The sequence below is a fragment of the Kitasatospora sp. NPDC004745 genome (assembly GCF_042873275.1).
Classification (GTDB): Bacteria; Actinomycetota; Actinomycetes; order Streptomycetales; family Streptomycetaceae; genus Kitasatospora.
The window spans coordinates 20,411-37,333 of the sequence record NZ_JBIALK010000012.1 but is presented as its reverse complement, the minus strand read 5'-3'; the positions used below and the strand labels follow the sequence as shown (position 1 = coordinate 37,333).

The window sequence follows — 16,923 nt, the reverse complement described above, 5'->3', positions numbered from 1 at the left end:
GCGGCCTGACGGGGCGGGCCCGACGGAGGACAGGGCTTATGGATCGTACGACCGGCGGTGCGCCCACACGCCCGCCGCAGGGGGTGGCGGGTGCGGTCCTGCTGCTCGGCGTGCTGCTGGCCGGTGCTGCGCCGCTCATCCCGCTGGCCGTCCTGGTCTACCGGTACGAACCCGAACTGCTGCCGCTGTTCGCGGTGCCGCTGGCGGTGCTGGTCGCCGCCTGGCGGATCGCCCGCGACCGCGCCCGCGACCAGCTGACCGACCCGCTGACGGACCTGCCCAACCGTCAGGCCCTGCTGATGGCGGCACAGGAGGCGATCGCGGAGCGCGAGGACGGCTACAGCGTCGGTCTCATCCTGCTCGACCTCGATCGGTTCCGGTCGCTCAACGACACCCTCGGCCACACCGCCGGGGACCGGCTGCTGGTGCACATCGCCCGCCGGCTGCACCGCGCGCTGCGCTCCGGCGGCCCGGCCGGCAGCGCCACCCGGGAGTCCATCGACGACGTCTTCGCCGGCCTGCCCCGGCACTACCGGCGCGGCCGCCCGATGGTGGCCCGGATGGGCGGCGACGAGTTCGCCGTGCTGCTGCCCGGCATCAACTGCCCGGACAGCCTGGAGCGGGTCGCCAAGGCGCTGATCGCCGAACTCGCCGCACCGATCCGACTGGACGGGCTGCTGCTGGTGCTGGAGGCCAGCGCCGGGGTCTGCGTCTACCCGCAGCACGCCCAGGACGCCGAGTCGCTGCTGCGCCGGGCCGACGTGGCGATGGGCCACGCCCAGCGCGGCTGCAGCGGCGTCGCCCAGTACGACGAGACCCAGGACGCCGACACGCCCTACCGGATAGGGCTGCTGGGGGACCTGCGCCGGGCCCTGGAGACCGGCGAGGTGCAGCTGCACTACCAGCCGAAGGTGGCCTTCGACGGCCGGGTGGTCGGCCTGGAGGCGCTGCTGCGCTGGGAGCGCCCCGGCCAGGGGCGGGTCTCGCCGGACGAGTTCGTCGGGCTCGCCGAGTCCAGCGGCCTGATGCCGCGGCTCACCGACTACGTGCTGGAGGCGGCGGTCGGCCAGCTCGCCTACTGGCGGGACCAGGGCCTGCAGGTGCAGGTCGCGGTCAACGTCTCGCCGCGCGACGTGCTCAACCCGGGCTTCGCCCAGCGGGTGGCCGGCCACCTCGTCCGCCACCAGGTGCCGGCCCACGCGCTCCAGTTGGAGATCACCGAGCGGCTGCTGCTGGACGACTCCCGGCGGGCCGCCGACACCCTCGCCGAACTGCGCGGCTACGGCGTCGGGATGTCCCTGGACGACTTCGGCACCGGCCACTCCTCGTTGGTGCGGCTGCGCAGCCTGCCGGTCGGCGAGCTGAAGATCGACCGCTCGTTCGTCTCCCGGATGGTCGCCGACGACCACGACGCGGCGGTGGTCCGCTGCTCGGTGGAGCTGGCGCACTCGCTGGGCCTGACGGTGGTCGCCGAGGGCGTCGAGGACGACGAGACCTGGGAGCGGCTGCACTGCATGGGCGTGGACGCCGTCCAGGGCTGGCTGGTGTCGGCCGCGCTGCCGGCCGAGCAGGCCACCGCCTGGCTGCGGGTGCACCGCACCGGGGCCCCGCCGGTGGAGCGGCTGGCCACCCCGTCGGGTCAGCTGCCGTCCGGACTGAAGGCGGTCCAGGGCGGGTCCGCGCTGCCCGGCCAGTCGGTGCTGCCGCCGGCCCGCAAGGCCGTCCACCCGGTGCCGGTCGTGCAGGGCGTCCCCGCGGTCCAGGGCGTCCCGGTCGCGCAGGCCGTCCCGGTCGTGCCGCCGGCCGTCCAGCCCGCCGTGCCGCCGGTGCTGCCGCCGGCCCTCCCCCCGGTGCTGCCGCCGGCCGCGCAGGCGGTCCAGGGCGCGGCCGCCGTCCATCCGGTGCCCGTCGTCCATCCGATGCCCGCCGCGCAGGCCGTCCAGACCGCGCCCGTGCCGCACCAGATGCCCGGCGCACCGCGGGAGATCAAGGCGCCGGGGGCGCAGAGTTGGGCCCGCAGCGGGCCGCAGTGACGGCCGCGCGGCTCACTCGTTGGCCGGTGGCCGGGCCGGGCCCCATAGGATGGGGTCCCAAGACCATGAGGAAGGAGCGCCGGGACCGGCTGCTCCTGCCCGGGCCCGGTGCCGCCTGAGGGTGGCGGCGGGCCTCACCAGAACTCACCCTGAGGATCGCTGCATGCCTGGCATCACGCGCGAGGAGGTCGCCCACCTCGCCCGGCTGTCGCGTCTTGAGCTGAAGCCCGAAGAGCTGGACCACTTCGCCGAGCAGCTCGACGTGATCATCGGCGCGGTCGCCCGCGTTTCCGAGGTCGCCGGACAGGACGTCCCGCCGACCTCCCACCCGCTCCCGCTGACCAACGTCATGCGCGCGGACGAGGTGCGCCCGTCGCTCACCCCGGACGAGGCGCTGTCCGGCGCCCCGGCCGCCGAGGAGCAGCGTTTCCGTGTGCCGCAGATCCTCGGGGAGGACTGACCGAGATGACCGAGATGACCCCCACTCCGATCATCAGGTGGACGGCCGCCGAGACGGCCGCCGCCATCGCCACCGGCGAGGTGTCCGCGGTCGAGGTCGCGCAGGCGCACCTGGACCGCATCGACGCCGTCGACAAGAAGGTCAACGCCTTCCTGCACGTCGACACCGAGGGTGCGCTGAGCGCGGCCCGGGCCGTCGACGAGAAGCGCGCCAGGGGCGAGGAGCTGGGCCCGCTGGCCGGTGTCCCGCTCGCCCTGAAGGACGTCTTCACCACCAAGGGCGTGCCGACCACCTGCGGCTCCAAGATGCTCGAGGGCTGGATCCCGCCCTACGACGCCACGCTGACCAGCCGTCTCAAGGACGCCGGCGTCGTCATCCTCGGCAAGACCAACATGGACGAGTTCGCGATGGGCTCCTCCACCGAGAACTCGGCCTACGGCCCGACCGGCAACCCGTGGGACCTCTCCCGGATCCCCGGCGGCTCCGGCGGCGGTTCGGCCGCCGCGCTGGCCGCCTTCGAGGCCCCGCTGGCGATCGGCACCGACACCGGCGGCTCGATCCGCCAGCCGGGCGCCGTCACCGGCACCGTCGGCGTCAAGCCGACCTACGGCGCGGTGTCCCGCTACGGCCTGGTCGCCTTCTCGTCCTCGCTGGACCAGGGCGGCCCGTGCGCCCGCACCGTGCTGGACGCGGCGCTGCTGCACGAGGCCATCGCCGGGCACGACCCGCTGGACTCCACCTCGATCGACGCGCCCGTCCCGGCCGTGGTCGAGGCCGCGAGGATGCGCGACGTCCGCGGCATGCGGATCGGCGTCGTCAAGGAGTTCTCCGGCGAGGGCTACCAGTCCGGCGTGATGCAGCGCTTCGACGAGTCGGTGGAGCTGCTGCGCGAGCTGGGTGCCGAGGTCGTCGAGGTCTCCTGCCCGTCCTTCACTCTGGCGCTGCCGGCGTACTACCTGATCGCGCCCAGCGAGTGCTCCTCCAACCTGGCCCGCTTCGACGCGATGCGCTACGGCCTGCGGGTCGGCGACGACGGCTCCCGCTCGGCCGAGGAGGTCACCGCGCTGACCCGCGAGGCCGGCTTCGGCGACGAGGTCAAGCGCCGCATCATCCTGGGCACCTACGCGCTGTCCTCGGGCTACTACGACGCCTACTACGGCTCGGCGCAGAAGGTCCGCACGCTCATCTCGCGCGACTTCGACGCGGCCTTCGCCGGCGTGGACGTGCTGGTCTCGCCGACCACGCCGACCACCGCCTTCCCGATCGGCGAGCGCGCCGACGACCCGATGGCGATGTACCTGGCCGACCTGTGCACGATCCCGTCGAACCTGGCGGGCAACGCGGCCATGTCGCTGCCGGTCGGCCTGGCGCCGGAGGACAATCTCCCGGTCGGCCTGCAGATCATCGCACCCGCGATGGCGGACGACCGCCTGTACCGCGTGGGCGGCGCCGTCGAGGCCGCACTCAACGACAAGTGGGGGCACCCCCTGCTGGAGGAGGCACCGGCACTGTGAGCAAGATCGAGAAGGCCAAGGGCTTCAAGCACTCGAAGCCCGGTCTGTGGCTGTCCATCGGCACCAGCGCCTTCGGCGCGATCTCCGTGGCCAAGGACGTCCGGAAGGCCCGCGAGGAGAGCGACACCCTCAAGCTGGTCAACGCCCTGGTCGGCGCCGCCGCGCTGATCACCGGCACCGCCCTGCTGGTGCGCGAGCTGCGCCGGCTGGGCTCCGACGACGTGCTGCTGGGCTGAGCTGAGCGCCCCGGCCCGGCCCCGCGCGAGCGGCGGCCGGGCCCGTACCTCCCAAGACTTTTAGTGAAGGGGACGCTGTGAGCGTCATGAACCTGGTCTCCTATGAGGACGCTCTCGCGTCGTACGACCCGGTGATGGGCCTTGAGGTCCACGTCGAGCTGGGCACCAAGACCAAGATGTTCTGCGGTTGCTCGACCGAGCTGGGCGCCGAGCCGAACAGCCAGACCTGCCCGACCTGCCTGGGCCTGCCCGGCTCGCTGCCGGTGGTCAACGCGATCGGCGTGGAGTCGGCCGTCAAGATCGGCCTGGCGCTGAACTGCGAGATCGCCGAGTGGTGCCGGTTCGCGCGGAAGAACTACTTCTACCCGGACATGCCCAAGAACTTCCAGACCTCGCAGTACGACGAGCCGATCGCCTTCAACGGCTACCTCGACGTGCAGCTGGAGGACGGTTCGACCTTCCGCGTGGAGATCGAGCGCGCCCACATGGAGGAGGACACCGGCAAGTCCAGCCACGTCGGCGGCGCCACCGGCCGCATCCACGGCGCGACCCACTCGCTGCTGGACTACAACCGGGCCGGCATCCCGCTGATCGAGATCGTCACCAAGCCGATCGTCGGCGCCGGCGAGCGCGCCCCCGAGGTCGCCCGGGCGTACGTCGCCGAGCTGCGCGAGCTGATCAAGGCGCTCGGCGTCTCCGAGGCCCGGATGGACAAGGGCCAGATGCGCTGCGACGTCAACCTGTCGCTGCGCCCGAACGGCACCGAGACCTTCGGCACCCGCTCGGAGACCAAGAACGTCAACTCGCTGCGCAGCGTGGAGCGGGCGGCCCGCTTCGAGATCCAGCGGCACGCCACGGTGCTGACCGACGGCGGCACCATCGTCCAGGAGACCCGTCACTTCCACGAGGAGGACGGCAGCACCACCTCCGGCCGGATCAAGGACAACGCCGAGGACTACCGCTACTTCCCCGAGCCGGACCTGGTGCCGGTCGCGCCCGCCCGGGCGTGGGTCGAGGAGCTGCGGGCGGGCCTGCCCGAGCTGCCGCGGGTGCGCCGCGCCCGGCTGCAGGCCGAGTGGGACCTGTCCGACAAGGACATGCAGGCGGTGCTGAACGCCGGCGCCGTCGAGCCGATCCAGGAGACCATCGCCGCCGGCGCCCCGGCCGACCAGGCCCGCAAGTGGTGGATGGGCGAGCTGGCCCGCCGCGCCAACGAGACCGGGACGGAGCTCAGCGAGCAGCCGATCACCCCGGCGCAGGTCGCCCGGGTCACCGCGCTCGTCGCCGAGGGCAAGCTGAACGACAAGCTGGCCCGTCAGGTCATCGAGGCCGTGCTGGCCGGCGAGGGCGAGCCGGACGAGGTCGTCGAGAAGCGCGGCCTGGCCGTCGTCTCGGACGACTCGGCGCTCGGCGCCGCGGTCGACCAGGCCATCGCCGAGAACGAGGCGATCGCCGCCAAGATCCGCGACGGCAAGGTCGCGGCCGTCGGCGCGCTGGTCGGCGCGGTCATGAAGGCCACCCGCGGCCAGGCCGACGCCGCCCGCGTGAAGGACCTGATCCTGGAGCGCCTCGGCGTGGAAGGTCAGTAGGCACTGTCTGGAGCGCCTCGGCGTGGAAGGTCAGTAGGCACTGTCTGGAGCGCCTCGGCGTCTCCGCCTAGAGGACCCTAGGGACTTCCTAAGGCATCTAAGGCGTCTAAGGCCCCCTAAGTAGGGTCTAAGGCCCGGTTTCACCTCCGAATCGGAGTGAGGCCGGGCCTTTGCCGTGTTCCAGGGGCCCGTCTAAGGCATCCGGGGCCCGGAAGATCGGTCAGGCTTCCGATGTGGCGACCCCCGCTGGGGGAGGAAGCTCTTACTCGACAGCGAAACGCAGTGCGAAACCCGAAGTGGGGAACCGAAGTGATCGAGTACGAGCTCATCCAGCAGCAGGGCCTCGAGCTTGCCGCCCGCGCCGAGCACCAGCGCCTGGTACGCGAGGCCAAGGAGGCGCGCCGTCTGCGGCAGCGTCCGGTGGCCGCCCGCTTCCAGCGGCGCGCCGTGCGCCAGCGCGAATGCTGACGGACCGGCACCACGTCGGTGCCGAAGGGATTCCGGAGGGGGAGGCGCCGCAGACGAGCGCCTCCCCCTCCGGGCTTCCAGCGGGCGGGATATCCCCTCGGCCCGCCGGGTCCGGCTATGGCATGCTCGCCTCCATGCAGCAGATATCGGTGAGTCCCGTCTTCGTCGGTCGCGGCAGCGAGATCACCGAACTGACCGTCGCCCTGCGCAGGGCCGGCACCGGCAGCCCGCAGGCCGTCCTGATCGGCGGCGAGGCAGGCGTCGGCAAGACCAGGCTGCTGGAGGAGTTCCTGCAGCGGGCCGCGGACGGCGGGGCGCTCACCACGCTCGGCAGCTGTCTGGAGGTCGGGGCCGAAGGCCTGCCCTACGCCCCGCTGGCCACCGCGCTGCGCCGGCTGCACCGTGCGCTGGGCGCCGAGTTGGAGGCCGCGGCGGCCGGCAGCGAGGGCCACCTGGCGCGGCTGCTGCCCGAGTTCGGCGAGGCCGACGGCGAACCCAACGACGAGTACGGCCGGGCCCGGCTGTTCGAGCACACCGCGAGGCTGTTCGAGCGGCTCGGCGCGGAGCGTACCCTCGTGCTCGCCGTCGAGGACCTGCACTGGTCCGACCGCTCCACCCGCGAGCTGCTCGCCTTCCTGGTCCGTACCCTGCACCGGTCCCGGGTCCTGCTGATCGCCACCTACCGCACCGACGACCTGCACCGCCGGCACCCGCTGCGGCCCTTCCTCGCCGAGCTGGAACGGCTGCGCACCGTCCAGCGCCTGGAGCTGGCCCGGTTCGGCCGCCGCGAGGTCGCCGCCCAGCTGGCCGGCATCCTCGGCACCGCCGTCCCCGACCGGCAGCTGGTGGACCGCATCCACCGCCGCTCCGAGGGGAACCCGTTCTTCGTCGAGGAGTTGGCCACCGCCTTCGAGGACGGCTGCGGCGCCGGGCTCACCGACTCGCTGCGGGACATCCTGCTGGTCCGGGTGGAGACCCTGGACGAGGAGGCCCAGCGGGTGGTGCGGATCGCCGCCGAGGGCGGCTCGCACGTCGAACACGCCCTGCTGGCCGCCGTCCTGGACGACGACGAGGAGGCGCTGATCGAGGCGCTGCGGGCGGCCGTCGGGGCCAACATCCTGCGCCCGGACGGCGACGGCGAGGGCTACCGCTTCCGGCACGCGCTGGTCCGCGAGGCGGTCTCGGACGACCTGCTGCCGGGCGAGCGGCACCGGATCAACCGCAAGTTCGCGCTCGCCGTCGAGGCGCAGCGGCACCTGGTCTCCTGCGACGCGCTGCCGGCCCGGCTGGCCAACTACTGGTACCACGCGCACGACCCGGCGAAGGCGCTGCCCACCGCGCTGGACGCGGCCCGGGCCGCCCGCCGCCGCAACGCCTTCGCCGAGCAGCTGGGCATGCTGGAGCGGGCGCTGGAGCTGTGGGACATGGTCTCCGAGGACGTGCTGGCGCACACCCTGCGCCCGTACGACTGGGCCGAGACGTACCCGCCCGGCTCCTGCGACCACGGGGCCGCCGACCCGGAGTGCGACCGGATCCAGCTGATCGACGTGCTGGCCGAGGCGGTGGTCGCGGCCCGGCGCTGCGGTGACCGCGAGCGCGGCCTGAGCCTGGCCAAACGCGGGCTGCGGCTGGTCGACGAGTCGGTGCACCCGGTGCGCGCGGCCTGGTTCCGGATCAACCGGGCCCGGATGCTGGGCAACCTGCGCCGCTCCGGCGACGACGAGGAGATCCTGCACGCGCACCGGCTGGTCGAGCACCTGCCGCCGTCCGCCGTCCAGGCCGAGGTGTTCGCGCTCGGCGCCGGGGTGGCGATGCTCAAGAAGCCCGGCCCCGAGCACATCGAGCTCGCCCGGCGGGCGATCCGGATCGCCGAGGAGGTCGGCGCGCACTCGGTCGAGGTGCACGCCCGGATGACGCTCGGCGGCCTGCGCTACGACGTCGAGGGCGACGCCGAGGGCGGGCTGGCCGAGCTGGCCGGCGCGGTCGAGCGGGCCCGCCTGCTGGGCGTGCCCGACCTGCTGCTGCGCGGCATCAACAACCTGGCCAGTCTGCAGCGCGGGCTGGGCCGGTCCGAGGAGGCGGTGGCGCTGGCCCGCGAGGGCCTGGACTACGCGGACGGCAGCGGGCTGCTGCGCAACATCGGCACCATCCTCACCGGCAACCTGGCCGAGGCGCTCACCGACCTGGGCCGGGTGAAGGAGGCCGACGAGGTGCTGTCGGCCTGCGAGCTGACCAGCCTGAGCGGCACCCACGCCGAGTTCCTGGACCGGATGCGCGGCGAGCTCGCCCTGCTGCGCGGGGACCTCGCCGGGGCGGCGACCATGCTGGCGCAGGCCCGGGCGGCCAACCGGGTCGGCCAGCTGCAGCACAGCGTGCCGATCAGCCGGCTGGCGGTGCGGGTCGCCGCGCTCGGCGGGCGGCCGCTGGAGGCCCGGGCCGAACTGCTCGCGGCGCTGGCCGAGGACGCCCGGCCAGGGTACGAGTCCGACGTCTACCCGCTGCTGGTGGAGGCCGCCGCCGTGGAGGCGGACAGCCGGGGCCTGCCGGAGGCCGGGCCCGGCCGGGCCGGGGTGCTGGCCGCGATCGCCGCCGCGGCGGCCCGGCTGCGCCCGCGGGCACCGCTGCACGACGGCTGGGCGCTGCTGCTGGCGGGTGAGCTGGCCCGTGCGGAGGGCGCCGACACCCCGGAGCACTGGGCGGCCGCGGTCGCCGTGCTGCGGCCGACCGGTCTGCCGTACCCGCTCGCGGCGGCCCTGCTGCGGGCCGGCGAGGCGGAGGTGCAGGCCGGGCGGCGCGAGGCCGGGGCCGAACTGCTGCGCGAGGCGCGGGAGCTGGCGGCGGCCCGGGGGGACCGCCCGCTGCTGGCGGAGATCACCGGGCTGGCCGACCGGGCCGGGCTGGCGCTGGCGCCGGCCGCGGCCGGGGGAGCGGCCCCGGCGGCATCGGTGGCGGTGCCCGTGCCCGGGGAGTCCTTCGGGCTCACCCCCCGTGAGCGGGACGTGCTCCGGTTGCTCGCGCGCGGCTGGACGAACCGGCAGATCGCCGAGGAGCTGTACATATCTCCGAAGACCGCGAGCGTGCACGTGTCCAACATCCTGGGCAAGCTCGCGGTCGGCGGCCGGGGCGAGGCGGCCGCGCTGGCGCACCGGTTGCGGTTGTTCCCGGACGACCTGACCCCGGCCGGCCGCTGATCCACGCCCGGCCGCCGGGCCCCCGACCGCCGCGGTCCGGGCGGTCCGGCGGCCGGGCGCCGTCACGTGCTCCCGTGCGCGCCGCGTGAGCCCCTCCCCGCGCGCCGCCGCCAACCGGGCCGATCCGCCGGATTAAGGTGCTTTACCCCTCCTCCTCGCCATTACTCTAAGTTGAGTGTGCGTGTCATTGAGTGACGGATTTGGTGTAGGGTCCCGACTGGGAACATCGGTGCGGTGCGGCGGCCGGAAGGCCGCCCGCCCCCTGGGCCACCGTCCTGACGGGGCGCCAGGCCGCCGCGTACGGCCGAGAGGTGCGCGGCCGGTGGCCCGTGGCCGGGGCGCCAGGCCCCGCGCCGGAGGGGGAGAGGCCGAGTGAGCTCCACCGATACGGTGCTGCCCGGAGCCGGACGGTCGGGTGCGCCGCCCGCCGACGCGTCCGGCACCGACCCGGCCGGACCGGCCCGCAGCCGCCCGCTGCGCCGGCTCCGGGAGAGCCGGGCGCTGCCCGGGCTCGCCCTCGGCGCCCTCTGCCTGGCCTACGCCCTGGGCGCGGCGGCCGGCTGGGGATCCCGCCAAGTCTCCAACTTCATGGGGGACTTCGGACTGGCCGCGGCAGCCCTCGCGGCCGCGCTGTCCTGTCTCGTGTACGGCTGCACCGTCGGCGGGCACGCCCGCCCGGCCTGGCTGCTGTTCGGCCTCTCCTCGCTGATGGTCGCCTTCGGCAACGGCACCTGGGGCTGGTACGAACTGGTCGCCGGGACGGACCTGCCGAAGGACTCGCTCGCCGAGTACGCCTTCCTGATGTTCGCCCCGCTCGCCATCACCGGCCTCCTGGTGCTCGCCCAGCGCCCGCGCTCCGCCGCCGGCTGGCTCTGCCTGCTGCTCGACGGCTGGTTGATCGCCGGCTCGCTGTTCACCCTCAGCTGGAGCCTGGCGCTCGGCCGGATCGCCGCCGGCGAGGACGGCTCGCCGCTTCGCCTGGCGCTCAACCTCGCCTACCCGGTGCTGGACATCCTGCTGGTCAGCCTCGTGGTCGGGCTGCGCTTCGGCGGCCGGGACGGAAACCGGGCCGCGGTGCACACCGCGATGGTGGCGCTCGCCGTCACCGTGCTGTGCGACGCCCTGTTCACCTCCCCGGAGCTGCGCAGCACCTACCACTCGGGCGGACTGCTGGACGCCGGCTGGTTCTCCGGCAGCCTGCTGCTGGCCTGGGCGCCGTGGTCGCAGCGCTGGCGCCGTCCGCTGCGCGAGCACCCCTCGGCCGGCGGCCCGCCGCGCCGCCGGGTGGCCACCACCTTCAGCGCGCTGACCCCGTACGCGGCCGCCGCGGTCTGCACCGCCGGGATCCTCTACAACGCCCTCGGCGGGCGGCAGTTGGACCGGGTGGTGGCCGCGGCCGCCTGCACCGTGGGGCTGGCGCTCATCCTGCGCCAGGGGGTGATGCTGCTGGACAACCTGTCGCTCGCCCAGGAGCTCGGCCACAAGGAGGCGCACTTCCGCTCCCTGGTGCAGGGCTCCAGCGACGTCATCATGATCGCCGGCGCCAACGGGGTGCTCTCCTACGTCTCCCCGGCCGCGCTCGGCGTCTACGGCCGGGACCCGGAGGAGCTGGTCGGCGGCAACCTGCTGGACCTGGTCCACCCCGAGGACGTCGACCGGGTGCTCGCCGAGGTCCGCCGCTACCTGGCGCGGGTCCGGCTCACCGCCCACCGCTGCCCGGGCACCGCCGAGCCGTCCGCCCGGGTGGAGTGCCGGATCAGCTCCGGCGGCGGCGAGTGGCTGCACGTCGAGTCGACGGTCAGCCGGCACCGCGACGGCCTGATCCTCAACAGCCGGGACGTCACCGAACGGGTCATGCTCCAGGCGCAGTTGCAGCACAACGCCTTCCACGACCCGCTGACCGACCTGCCCAACCGGGCGCTGTTCGCGCAGCGGCTGCGGGCCGCCCTGGCCGCCCGCGGGCAGCAGGGCGAGGCCGGCGCCGGGGTCGCGGTGCTCTTCCTCGACCTGGACGGCTTCAAGGCCGTCAACGACACGGCCGGCCACCAGGTCGGCGACGAGCTGCTGGTGCAGGCCGCCCGCCGCCTCCAGGGGGCCGTCCGCTGCGGGGACACCGTGGCCAGGTTCGGCGGCGACGAGTTCGCCGCCCTGGTCTGCGGCCCGCTCGGCCGCCTCCAGGTCCAGGAGCTCGCCGAGCGGCTGCGGGTCGCGCTCTCGGCGCCGTACTGGATCGGCGGCGCCGAACTCGGGGTCGCCGCCAGCATCGGCATCGCCTTCGGCACCCCCGAGCGGGGCCCGGCCGCCGACCCGAAGGCCGCCACCGACGAGCTGATGCGCAACGCCGACCTCGCGATGTACCGCGCCAAGTCCGAGGGCAAGGGGCGCGTGGTGCTCTACGCCCCCGCCATGCGGGCCGACCTGGAGCGCCGCACCGAGCTGGAGGAGCGGCTGCGGGTCGCCGTCCGGGAGGGCGGCTTCACCCTGCTCCACCAGCCCGTGGTGGACCTCGCCAGCGGTGCGGTGACCGGGGTCGAGGCGCAGGCCCGCTGGCGCTCGGCGGGCGGCCTGCTGCTCACCCCGGCCGAGTTCCTGCGCTCGGCGGAGTACGGCGACGCGGCCACCCGGTTCTCCCGCTGGCTGGTCCAGGAGGCCGTGACGGCCGCCGCGGCCCGGCGCGGGGGGCCGGGCCGCAGCCGCACCGGGCCGGCCTGCGTCCCGGTGGCCGTCCGGCTCTCCACCGAGCGGCTCTGCTCACCCGGCCTGTACGAGACGGTGGCCGCGGCCCTGCGCGACAGCCGGCTGCCGGCCGGCGAGCTGGTGATCGAGGTGGCCCGGATGGGCCCGGACCCGCTCGCCGACGAGCTGGGCCGCCGGCTGGCCGCGCTCCGCCGCCTCGGGGTCACCACCGTGCTGGCCGGCTACGGCGCCGGCAGCGGCTCGCTCGGGGCGCTGGCCCGGCTGCCCCTGGACGGTCTCAAGCTGGACCGCTCGCTGGTCCGGGACCTCGGCGAGTCCGCGCTCAGCCGCACCCTCGCCGGGCACGCCCTGCGGCTCGGCCGCGACCTCGGGCTGGTCACCGCCGCGGAGGGGGTGGACCTGCCCCGGCAGGTCGCCGCGCTGCAGGAGCTGGGCTGTCGGCAGGGCCAGGGCTCGGCCTTCGCGCCCCCGCTGGACGAGACCCGGCTGCGCCGGGCGCTGGTGCGCCGCGGCTACCCGCTGCCGAGACCGCTGGGCTCGGTCTCGGCCCGGCGGGCGTACCTGGCCGCGGACACCCGTCCGGGTGTCCGCGGGGAGGGCGGTGCCGGGCGGGTCGCGCACCGCCACGGGGCCCCCGACCTGCCCGAACACCGCGCGGTGACCGGCCCGGGCTCCGGCTCGCATGGTGAGACGGCGATCCCACCTGCTTGACATGCGCCCCCGTGCAGGAGGAGGGTCGTTGCCATGCGCACCCGAATTCTCGTACTTGGCGGGCGCGTCGGCTGAGCGGGCTCGTAGGCCCTGCTCGTGACAGACCGACGCGCCACCCCTCGCATGCCCTGGGCACGAGGGGTTTTTTGTTGCACTGACGCTGTTCCACCACCGCAAAACCCTGGCCCCAAACGCTCCGGACCACCCCGATCCACCGGGGAGCGCGGGACGATTGAGGCAGAGCCGGCGATCGGCCCGGAACCGGGACCCCACCCTCGTACCACCGGGGCCCGCAGCCACCGGGCCGGCAAAAACCCGAGAAGAGACAGGCAGATGACCGAGCACGCCGCATCCCCCCGCCGCGGGGACAACCCGGCCGCCCACGCTCCCGCTCCCCAGCACGTCGTCGAGACCATGACCGGCGCCCAGTCGCTCATCCGCTCGCTGGAGGCCGTGGGCGCGGACACCGTCTTCGGCATCCCGGGCGGGGCCATCCTTCCCGCGTACGACCCGCTGATGGACTCCGCCAAGGTGCGCCACATCCTGGTCCGGCACGAGCAGGGTGCCGGGCACGCCGCCACCGGATACGCCCAGGCCACCGGCCGGGTCGGGGTCTGCATGGCGACCTCCGGCCCCGGGGCGACCAACCTGGTGACCCCGATCGCCGACGCCTACATGGACTCGGTGCCCGTCGTCGCGATCACCGGCCAGGTCGCCTCCAAGGCGATCGGCACCGACGCCTTCCAGGAGGCGGACATCTGCGGCATCACGATGCCGATCACCAAGCACAACTACCTGGTCACCGACCCGGCCGAGATCCCCCGGGTGATCGCCGAGGCGTTCCACATCGCCGCCACCGGCCGCCCCGGGCCGGTCCTGGTCGACATCGCCAAGGACGCGCTGCAGGCCACCACCACCTTCCGCTGGCCGGTGGAGACCTCGCTGCCCGGCTACCGCCCGGTCACCAAGCCGCACGCCAAGCAGATCCGCGAGGCCGCGAAGATGCTGGTGAGCGCCAAGCGCCCGGTGCTGTACGTCGGCGGCGGCGTCATCAAGGCGCAGGCCACCGCCGAGCTGCGGATCCTCGCCGAGCTGACCGGCGCCCCCGTGGTCACCACCCTGATGGCCCTCGGCGCCTTCCCCGACAGCCACCCGCAGCACCTCGGCATGCCCGGCATGCACGGCACCGTCCCGGCGGTCACCGCGCTGCAGAAGGCCGACCTGCTGTTCACCCTCGGCGCCCGCTTCGACGACCGCGTCACCGGCAAGCTGGACAGCTTCGCCCCGTACGCCAAGGTCGTCCACGCGGACATCGACCCGGCCGAGATCGGCAAGAACCGCCCGGCCGACGTGCCGATCGTCGGCGACGCCCGCGAGGTGCTGGCCGACCTGATCGTGGCCGTCCAGGCCGAGTTCGACGCCGGCCACAAGGGCGACTACGCCGAGTGGTGGGAGAAGCTCGACGAGTGGAAGAAGACCTACCCGCTGGGCTACGAGGAGGCCCCCGGCGGCCAGCTCTCCCCGCAGCAGGTCATCGAGCGGATCGGCCGGCTGGTCGGCCCGGACGCGATCTACGCGGCGGGCGTCGGCCAGCACCAGATGTGGAGCTCGCAGTTCATCCGGTTCGAGAAGCCGGGCACCTGGCTGAACTCGGGCGGCGCGGGAACCATGGGCTACGCCGTCCCGGCGGCGATGGGCGCCAAGGCCGGCCGGCCGGAGGCCACGGTCTGGGCCATCGACGGCGACGGCTGCTTCCAGATGACCAACCAGGAGCTGGTCACCTGCGCCCTGAACGGCATCCCGATCAAGGTCGCGGTCATCAACAACGGCTCGCTCGGCATGGTCCGCCAGTGGCAGACGCTGTTCTACAACCAGCGCTACTCCAACACCGTGCTGCACTCCGGCCCCGACCACGACGGCATCGAGCCGCCGGCCCAGGGCACCCGGATCCCCGACTTCGTCCTGCTGTCCGAGGCGATGGGGTGCGTCGGTCTGCGCTGCGAGCGCCCCGAGGACCTGGACGCGGTGATCAAGCAGGCGATGGAGATCAACGACCGCCCGGTCGTCATCGACTTCATCGTCCACCAGGACGCCATGGTCTGGCCGATGGTCGCGGCGGGCACCAGCAACGACGAGATCCAGTTCGCCAAGGGCGTGAGGCCCGACTTCGGCGACGACCTCGACTGAGCCCGCCCCGCCACCCGACCCCACCCTTCGTTCGTCCGGCTACGCCGGGCCCCTCTGGGAACGACTGAGGAACCCCATGTCCAAGCACACCCTCTCCGTCCTGGTCGAGAACAAGCCAGGCGTGCTCGCCCGCATCGCCGCGCTGTTCTCCCGTCGGGGCTTCAACATCGACTCCCTCGCCGTCGGCCCGACCGAGCACCCGGACGTGTCCCGGATGACCATCGTGGTCAACGTCGAGGACCTCCCGCTGGAACAGGTCACCAAGCAGCTCAACAAGCTCGTGAACGTGATAAAGATCGTCGAGCTCGACCAGTCCGCTGCGATCCAGCGGGAACTGGTCCTGGTGAAGGTCCGCGCCGACAACGAGACCCGGTCGCAGATCGTCGAGATCGTCCAGCTGTTCCGTGCCAAGACCGTCGACGTGTCCCCCGACGCGGTGACCATCGAGGCCACCGGCAGCTCGGACAAGCTGGAGGCCATGCTCCGGATGCTGGAGCCGTACGGCATCAAGGAGTTGGTCCAGTCCGGCCTGGTCGCCATCGGGCGCGGCGCCCGTTCGATCACGGACCGCTCGCTGCGCGCCCTCGACCGCAGCGCCTGAAACCCCCGAGACGCGGGCCGTCTCACCAGCTGAAGCGCAACCCCACACCCCCGCCGGTGCGCCTACCGTAGGTAGTGCGCACCCGGCAACCACCACGCAAGGAGATGTGCCCCCGTGGCCGAGCTGTTCTACGAAGACGACGCCGACCTGTCCATCATCCAGGGCCGCAAGGTCGCGGTCATCGGCTACGGGAGCCAGGGCCACGCCCACGCGCTGTCCCTGCGCGACTCCGGCGCCGACGTCCGCGTCGGCCTGAAGCCCGAGTCCAAGTCCCGCGCCAAGGCGGAGGAGGCCGGCCTGCGCGTCGTCACCCCGGCCGAGGCCGCCGCCGAGGCCGACGTCATCATGATCCTGGTGCCGGACCCGATCCAGGCCGACGTCTACGAGGCGGACATCGCCCCGCACCTGAAGTCCGGCGACGCCCTGTTCTTCGGTCACGGCCTGAACATCCGCTTCGGCTTCATCAAGCCCCCGGCGGACGTCGACGTCTGCATGGTCGCCCCGAAGGGCCCGGGCCACCTGGTCCGCCGCCAGTACGAGGAGGGCCGCGGCGTCCCCGCGATCGTCGCCGTCGAGCAGGACGCCTCGGGCAACGCCTTCGCCCTCGCGCTGTCCTACGCCAAGGGCCTGGGCGCCACCAAGGCCGGCGTCATCAAGACCACCTTCACCGAGGAGACCGAGACCGACCTGTTCGGTGAGCAGGCCGTCCTCTGCGGTGGCACCGCCGCCCTGGTGAAGGCCGGGTTCGAGACCCTGGTCGAGGCCGGCTACCAGCCGGAGATCGCCTACTTCGAGTGCCTGCACGAGCTGAAGCTCATCGTCGACCTGATGTACGAGGGCGGCCTGGAGAAGATGCGCTGGTCGGTCTCCGAGACCGCCGAGTGGGGCGACTACGTCACCGGCCCGCGGATCATCACCGCCGACACCAAGGCCGAGATGAAGAAGGTCCTCGCCGAGATCCAGGACGGCACCTTCGCCAACACCTGGATCGCCGAGTACAAGGCCGGTCTGCCCAAGTACAACGAGTACAAGAAGGCCGACGAGGACCACCTGCTGGAGACCACCGGCAAGAAGCTGCGCTCGCTGATGAGCTGGGTCAACGAGAAGGCCTGACCCCGCGCGGGAGTCCGCTCCCGTTCCGCAACTCCCTTGTACAAGTAGGCTGCTCCCGTCCGGGTGATTTCGCCGGACGGGAGCAGCCTGGTACCCAGCCCGTCGATACACTTCCGAGTGCGC

General features: G+C 73.5%; 11 protein-coding genes. All 11 read left to right on the top strand.

What is annotated here, in order from left to right; translation table 11 throughout:
- The first annotated feature begins 38 nt into the window (after positions 1-38).
- The 11 genes from ACFYUY_RS20390 (at position 39) to ilvC (ending at position 16,800) form a co-directional block, all read left to right on the top strand.
- Complete coding sequence (locus ACFYUY_RS20390) at positions 39-2,033, top strand: putative bifunctional diguanylate cyclase/phosphodiesterase (RefSeq protein WP_387902177.1); 1,995 nt, start codon at positions 39-41, stop codon at positions 2,031-2,033.
- 163 nt (positions 2,034-2,196) lie between these two features.
- Positions 2,197-2,493 (top strand): Asp-tRNA(Asn)/Glu-tRNA(Gln) amidotransferase subunit GatC, encoded by a 297-nt coding sequence (gatC, locus tag ACFYUY_RS20385; protein WP_360204798.1) that lies wholly within the window; start codon positions 2,197-2,199, stop codon positions 2,491-2,493.
- 14 nt (positions 2,494-2,507) lie between these two features.
- Complete coding sequence (gene gatA / locus ACFYUY_RS20380) at positions 2,508-4,007, top strand: Asp-tRNA(Asn)/Glu-tRNA(Gln) amidotransferase subunit GatA (protein ID WP_387902331.1); 1,500 nt, start codon at positions 2,508-2,510, stop codon at positions 4,005-4,007.
- Positions 4,004-4,243 carry a hypothetical protein gene (locus ACFYUY_RS20375; RefSeq protein WP_360204803.1) on the top strand — a complete coding sequence of 80 codons (240 nt, stop codon included), beginning with the start codon at positions 4,004-4,006 and terminating at the stop codon, positions 4,241-4,243. The genes gatA and ACFYUY_RS20375 overlap by 4 nt, the downstream gene beginning before the upstream one ends.
- Before the next feature lie 77 nt (positions 4,244-4,320).
- On the top strand, positions 4,321-5,832 hold the full coding sequence (gatB, locus tag ACFYUY_RS20370; RefSeq protein WP_360204806.1) for an Asp-tRNA(Asn)/Glu-tRNA(Gln) amidotransferase subunit GatB: 1,512 nt from the start codon (positions 4,321-4,323) through the stop codon (positions 5,830-5,832).
- Between the two features lie 309 nt (positions 5,833-6,141).
- A complete protein-coding gene (locus ACFYUY_RS20365; protein ID WP_360204809.1) occupies positions 6,142-6,300 on the top strand; it encodes a hypothetical protein in 159 nt (52 codons plus the stop codon).
- A gap of 134 nt (positions 6,301-6,434) precedes the next feature.
- Positions 6,435-9,491, top strand: a complete 3,057-nt coding sequence (locus tag ACFYUY_RS20360; protein ID WP_387902174.1) for an AAA family ATPase — start codon at positions 6,435-6,437, stop codon at positions 9,489-9,491.
- A gap of 474 nt (positions 9,492-9,965) precedes the next feature.
- On the top strand, positions 9,966-12,899 hold the full coding sequence (locus ACFYUY_RS20355; RefSeq protein ID WP_360204873.1) for an EAL domain-containing protein: 2,934 nt from the start codon (positions 9,966-9,968) through the stop codon (positions 12,897-12,899).
- A 333-nt stretch (positions 12,900-13,232) separates the two neighbouring features.
- Complete coding sequence (locus tag ACFYUY_RS20350) at positions 13,233-15,086, top strand: acetolactate synthase large subunit (protein ID WP_360204813.1); 1,854 nt, start codon at positions 13,233-13,235, stop codon at positions 15,084-15,086.
- A gap of 76 nt (positions 15,087-15,162) precedes the next feature.
- Positions 15,163-15,687 (top strand): acetolactate synthase small subunit, encoded by a 525-nt coding sequence (gene ilvN / locus ACFYUY_RS20345; RefSeq protein WP_030302941.1) that lies wholly within the window; start codon positions 15,163-15,165, stop codon positions 15,685-15,687.
- Positions 15,688-15,801: 114 nt separating this feature from the next.
- Positions 15,802-16,800: a ketol-acid reductoisomerase gene (gene ilvC / locus ACFYUY_RS20340; protein ID WP_360204818.1), complete on the top strand. Its 999-nt coding sequence runs from the start codon at positions 15,802-15,804 to the stop codon at positions 16,798-16,800.
- Positions 16,801-16,923: the final 123 nt, after the last annotated feature.

What these genes read in the sequence shown, in the direction of transcription:
- ACFYUY_RS20390 (WP_387902177.1), top strand. Translation starts at nt 39, where the DNA reads ATGGATCGTACGACCGGCGGTGCGCCCACACGCCCGCCGCAGGGGGTG.
- gatC (WP_360204798.1), top strand. Translation starts at nt 2,197, where the DNA reads ATGCCTGGCATCACGCGCGAGGAGGTCGCCCACCTCGCCCGGCTGTCG.
- gatA (WP_387902331.1), top strand. Translation starts at nt 2,508, where the DNA reads ATGACCCCCACTCCGATCATCAGGTGGACGGCCGCCGAGACGGCCGCC.
- ACFYUY_RS20360 (WP_387902174.1), top strand. Translation starts at nt 6,435, where the DNA reads ATGCAGCAGATATCGGTGAGTCCCGTCTTCGTCGGTCGCGGCAGCGAG.
- ACFYUY_RS20350 (WP_360204813.1), top strand. Translation starts at nt 13,233, where the DNA reads ATGACCGAGCACGCCGCATCCCCCCGCCGCGGGGACAACCCGGCCGCC.
- ilvN (WP_030302941.1), top strand. Translation starts at nt 15,163, where the DNA reads ATGTCCAAGCACACCCTCTCCGTCCTGGTCGAGAACAAGCCAGGCGTG.